This window comes from Pseudomonas sp. (genome assembly GCF_037994325.1).
In the GTDB taxonomy this organism is placed as follows: Bacteria; Pseudomonadota; Gammaproteobacteria; order Pseudomonadales; family Pseudomonadaceae; genus Aquipseudomonas.
The window spans coordinates 1-5740 of the sequence record NZ_JBBNAH010000665.1 but is presented as its reverse complement, the minus strand read 5'-3'; the positions used below and the strand labels follow the sequence as shown (position 1 = coordinate 5740).

Here is a 5740-nt window from a genome sequence, read left to right as displayed (position 1 = left end):
CTCTAAGGTCGTCTTCACTGATCTCTTTTAGCAGCCCTCGATCTTTGAAGTCTGGGGCAGTATCGATCAGGCGTGTGAAGTCGGGAGCGGTCTTCTCAGTATCCTCGGGCACGCTAGTGTTGAGGCTGGACAGGTAGATCCCTTGAAGTTCAGCGTCTTTCAATGCGGTTTTGACGAACACCTCTTTCTGAACGCCCTCGACCTCTTTTTTGACCTTCTTGCCCGGCACAACAAAGTCCGGCTTTTCATCGCCGTCGAAGTCGTATTTCTCTTGCAGGAATTTTTCTCTGTCGCTCGTCTCAGCACTGTAGGTGGTGCTGCTACCGACTTTCACGTCTTTCAGTTTGGCGCTGGCGTCCAGCACCATCAGGTCTACCGGAAAGTCCAGGTTGATCTTCATCGGCGTGGCTTGAGTGGCGATGATGTTCGCTGCGTTGAGATCCCAAACACCCAGGCCGTTGCAGTAGTCCCAATCTTGGTGAGACATGTAGTACGAGGTCATCTTGCTGCCACGAGGGCTGAAGCGTCGGTACTGCAGCTCGAGACTGATCGGTGTGGTGAACTCGATTTCGAAGCCTGGGCACGGCGGCAACCAGTAATTGACGTTGTACTTGCCGGTCTTGTCCGTAACGGCACCGCCAAACAATGTCCAACCGCCAACCCTAACGGCCACACCGGACATCGCACCATAGATATCCGCATCCCGGGGGCGGGAATAGCCCTCGCTAACCTTGCCGTCTTTACCAAAAAAACCTACACGGAAGGCAATGGTGTTGGCGCTTTGATTGAGGATGCTGCCATCACTGGTCAGCAGCAGCGACTTACTCGAGGCGTCCGGTGTAACGCCGTCCTTGATCGGCATTTCGAGCAGCACCAGATCTTTACCACTGGTGCTAAACAGCTCTTTGTCGGCACGCACCATCACTGTAAGGGTTGCATCACCGAGGTCGGGCTTGTTGATCGTTTCGCCGGTAACGGTTTTGAACGTTTTGCCGCGATAGGCCGCATCGGTCATGACTTGCGCAGTCGGGTACTGCGCACGCACCTCGGTTTGGCGCTTCAGGTAACCCCGGAACGTATCACTAGGCATCACCACCGCGCGCGCGTATTGGCCCACCGCCTCGCCGATCTCACGACCTTCTTTGCCACTGCTGTCGTACTCCACCCACACCGGTTTCCCGGTAGGCCCCGGCACGATGGCGCGGGTGTAGACGGCGCCGTGTTTGGAATAGGTCTGGGGAATGTAGTAACCGGGTAGATGCCCAAGGCTAAACGCCTGCGCAGTCATCGCCGCCCCACCCAACACCAGGCCAAATGCCAAGGCAAACAACGAGACCGTACGGCGCACGTTAGCGCGCGAACTGGAGGCGGTGGTTGGCATACGCAACATATCCATCTGTCAGTGATTCCTTGAGCCGCCTCAGCGGCTCTTACTCAAGCGGTAGAGCTCAGCTTGCAGCTGACGCAAGTTCATTTGTCCGTCCGCGTAGGCCTGCAATGCGGGCTGCGCTTCGATACCGGCGAGGGCGAAGCCGAATAGGTCGAGGTTGCCGGGTTGCAATGGGCCTTTGCTGCGGATACGCAGGTTTTCGATCTGGCCAACGCCCACGGGCACTACACGGCCAGCGGTGCGGTCGAGGCCGACCAGCACCACGTAAGCGCCGTCGTCTGGCAGGTAGTCGTAGCTGTCGGCATATTTCAGCGCGGCGATATCAACGCTGAGGTTGCCTTGTACGGTTACGCCAGCCGGTTGCAACGCATACATCCAGTACGGCATGGCCATCGGGTCAACCGGGTAGGCCAGTTCGCTGAACTGCAGCATCTGCACATGCAAGTCACCGTCTTGGCGGCCGTCGGGGAATTGCAGCTTGGCGTTGCTCAGGTCAATTTTCAGCTCGCCGTTTAACAGGCTGAGTTGGCTGCCGCCTTTCACCGGCACGTAGGGCAGCGTGGTGTTGAGCTGGGCCAGTTGCAGTTGGCCAACGTCGTTGAGCACGCCGTCCTGCACGCTGATGCTGCGGGTGTCGGCGCCATAGCCACGCACGCTCTGGCTTGGGTTGAGCTGCAGACGGTAGCGACCGGTTGGAATGTTCTGCGCCGCACTATCACCAAAGCCAAAGTTAAACGCGCCGTCCTGGTTGGTTTGCGCGCTGCGGTCGAGTTCTTCGATGCGCACTTGCACGCCGGCCACTGGCTGTTGCAGTTGGTCCATGACCACGCCGCTGATAAAGGTCGGCAGTGGCCGGGTGCGGTAGCGGATGCGGGCCAGGTCTTGGCCGTCGTAGGTCACGTCGACCGAGACTTCGGCGTTGTAGGCCAGGTCTTTTTCTGGGTAGAAGGCCACTACTTGGCTGCCGGGCAGTTCGGCGAGGTTGCCGGTTACCGGTTGGTGGTCGAAGTTGACGTCGACCAGTTGGTAGCCCTGGGCTTCAAGTTCGCTGGTGCCGAGGCCATCGCGGTCTTCGTAGGTTTTGCCGTGGGCGGTTTGGTGCACGTCGAGCTTCAGCTTGCTGATGTCGATGGCTTGGTTGAAGTACAGGCTGATGAAGTCGTTGGGGTTGGCTGCCTTCTCGCCGCTGGCCGGTTCGATGCGTTCGATGGCGACCGGTACTTGTTCTGGGGTGACGACGCTGATGCTGCGGCTGCTCTGCGCCACCACTTGCCCGCTGCTGTTTTGCAGTACGGCGAGCAGTTGGTATTGGCCGGCTTGCGCGGGCACGAGCAGGTTGGTGCTTTTTAGCGTGGTGTCGCCGGTGAGGGCGGCATCGGCCAGGGTGTTGCCGTTGGCGGCCAGTAGCAGGGCGCGCGGGTACAGCTGACCGCTGAGGTCTTCGATGCGCGCGGCCACTTGCAGGCTGATGGGTTCGCCGAGGTTAAGCAGCTCAGTGCCTTCGGTGGGGATAACCCAGTTGATGGCGGCCTGACTGTTGAGCTCCAGGCTGTAGGCCTGACGCGTTTGGTTGCCGGCTTGGTCGCGGGCTTCGAGGGTCAGCTCGACGCTTTTGCCCAGCGGCAGGCTGAGGCTGGTGGCGAAACGGAACTCGCCCGCAGCGGCGCCGGGTTGCAGGGTTACGTCGCTGCCGTTGATTTGGAAGCTGCCGGGGTTGGCTTCGCGCAGGGTGCCTTTGACCGGGTACGGTTGCTGGCTAACGCGGTTCTCGGCGGGCAGTTCCACCAGCGCGGTGTCGAGCTGAATAACCGGGGCGATCTGGTCCAGTTGCCAGCTCAGGCTTTGCCGGGTTTCCTGGCCGCTGCGGTCGCGGGCCAGCAGTTCGACGCTGTAGCTGGATTGGCCGAGCGGAATGCCGAGGGTTTCTTTCAGGTCCAGCAGTTGGCTGCCGGCTTCACGCAGCACCAGGTTGCGGCCGTTCAGGCTGACGCTATCCAGGCCCGCTTCGGCATACACCTGGCCGCGCAAAACAAAACCATTGCCGGGCAGCAGGCTGCCGTTGGCCGGGGTGATGCTGTCGAAGCGCGGCGGTTTAAAGGTGGTTTGTGCTGGCTGGTAAGTGACCTGCACGGTGCGCTGGGTGCTGCGCTGGTCAACCCAGGCTTGCACGACCAGGGTGTTGGGGCCGACTTGCAGGTTTACCGGTGCGGATTGGTAGGCGAACTCGGTGACCTGGGCGGTATTGCTCAGGGTCGCGGCTTGGCCATTGACCAACACTTCCAGGCGTTGCGCGGCCTTGTCGCTGCGCAGCACGCCGCGCACCACGAGGGTGGCGTCTTTAACAGTGGCGCCTGCCACGGGGTAGTCGATGCTCACGCCAATATCGCTGGCGGCGGCCACGCGCTCGACGTTGCGCACCACGCTGGCCTGGTTGCCGGCCTTGTCGAAGGCGGTCAGGGTCAGCCGGTTGGCGCCTTCAAGCAGCGGCACGCTGGCGGTCCAGCTGGTGCCTTGCAGGGTTACGGCAAAGCGGCTGGTGGCGAAACGGTCGGAGACAAACTCCAGGCGTGCGACGCCAACGCCGGCATCGGTCACGCTACCGCGCAGGCTGATGCTGTCTTCGTTGACGCTGCTGTTGTCGGCGCCCTCGATGGTCAGTACCGGCGGTACGCGGTCGGGGAAGCTGGTGGCGTCGTCGGGATTGGTGCCGGCGGCCACTTCATCCACGTTGCTGACGCCATCGCCGTCGCGGTCCGGGTCTTTGTTGTCGCCGATGCCGTCTTTGTCCAGGTCTTTGGATTCAGTTGGGTCGTTGGGGAAGGCGTCCTGATCGTTGGCCACGCCGTCGCCATCGCGGTCGCTATCGAGGCTATCGGGGATGCCGTCTTTGTCGAGGTCCGCAGGCACGCTGGCTTTGTCGTCGGGGTTGGTGCCGGCTTGCACTTCGTAGTCGTTGGAAATGCCGTCGCCGTCGCGGTCGCTGTCTTGGTTGTCGCCGATACCGTCGCCATCGAGGTCTTTCGACTCGGTCGGGTCATTCGGGAAGGCATCGACATCGTTGGCTACGCCGTCGCCGTCACGGTCGCTGTCCAGGCTGTCGGGGATGCCGTCTTTGTCCAGGTCGGGCGGGGTGCTGGCTTTGTCGTCGGGGTCGGTGCCGGCCTGCACTTCGTAGTCGTTGGAAATGCCGTCGCCATCGCGGTCGGGGTCGGCGTTGTCGCCGATGCCGTCGCCGTCGAGGTCTTTGCTTTCGGCGGCGTTGTCCGGGAAGGCATCCACATCGTTGGCCACACCGTCGCCATCACGGTCGCTGTCCAGGCTGTCGGGAATACCGTCCTTGTCCATATCGGGCGGCACGCTGGCCTTGTCGTCTGGGTCAGTGCCAACCTGGATTTCGTAATCGTTGGAAATGCCGTCGCCATCGCGGTCGGTATCGGCGTTATCGCCAATCTTGTCGCCGTCGAGGTCACTCCACTCGGTCTTATCGTCCGGGAACGCGTCGACGTCGTTGGCATGGCCATCGCCGTCACGGTCGCTGTCCAGGCTATCGGGGATGCCATCTTTATCCAGGTCCGCCGGCACGCTGTTTTTGTCGTTGGGGTCGGTGCCGACTTGGGTTTCATAGTCGTTGGAGATGCCGTCGCCATCGCGGTCGGTGTCTTTGTTGTCACCGATGCCATCGTGGTCGAGGTCGCTGGTTTCCGTCGGGTCGTCGGGTAGCGCGTCCTGGTCGTTGGCTACGCCGTCGCCGTCACGGTCGCTGTCCAAGGTGTCAGGGATGCCGTCCTTGTCCAAGTCAGCGGGCGTGCTGTTCTTGTCGTCAGGGTCGGTGCCGGCCTGCACTTCGTAGTCGTTGGAAATACCGTCGCCATCGCGGTCGGTATCTTTGTTGTCACCAATGCCGTCGCCATCCAGGTCTTTGCTCTCGCTGGCGTCATCGGGGAAGGCGTCAGCGGGGTTAAGCACGCCATCGCCGTCGCGGTCGTCGTCCAGGCTATCCGGAATGCCGTCGTGGTCCATGTCCGGCGGCACGCTGGCTTTGTCGTCGGGGTCTGTGCCGGCTTGCACTTCGTAATCGTTGGAGATGCCGTCGCCATCGCGGTCGCTGTCGGCGTTGTCGCCAATGCCGTCGCCATCGAGGTCTTTTGACTCGCTTGGATCGTTAGGAAAGGCGTCGACGTCGTTGGCTACGCCGTCACCGTCACGGTCGCTGTCGAGCGTGTCGGGGATGCCGTCTTTGTCCAGATCCGCTGGCGTACTGGTTTTGTCGTTGGGGTCGGTGCCGACCTGGGTTTCATAATCGTTGGAAATACCGTCGCCATCGCGGTCAGTATCGGCGTTGTCGCCAAT

Annotated in this window: 1 protein-coding gene and 1 pseudogene; both read right to left on the bottom strand. The window is 61.5% G+C overall.

Annotated features, from left to right (window positions below; translation table 11 throughout):
* On the bottom strand, positions 1-1396 hold a 1396-nt coding region (locus AAAB16_RS21950; protein WP_340665248.1), incomplete at its 3' end, for a hypothetical protein.
* Between the two features lie 24 nt (positions 1397-1420).
* A pseudogene (locus AAAB16_RS21945) lies at positions 1421-5740 on the bottom strand (hypothetical protein); the annotation flags it as partial.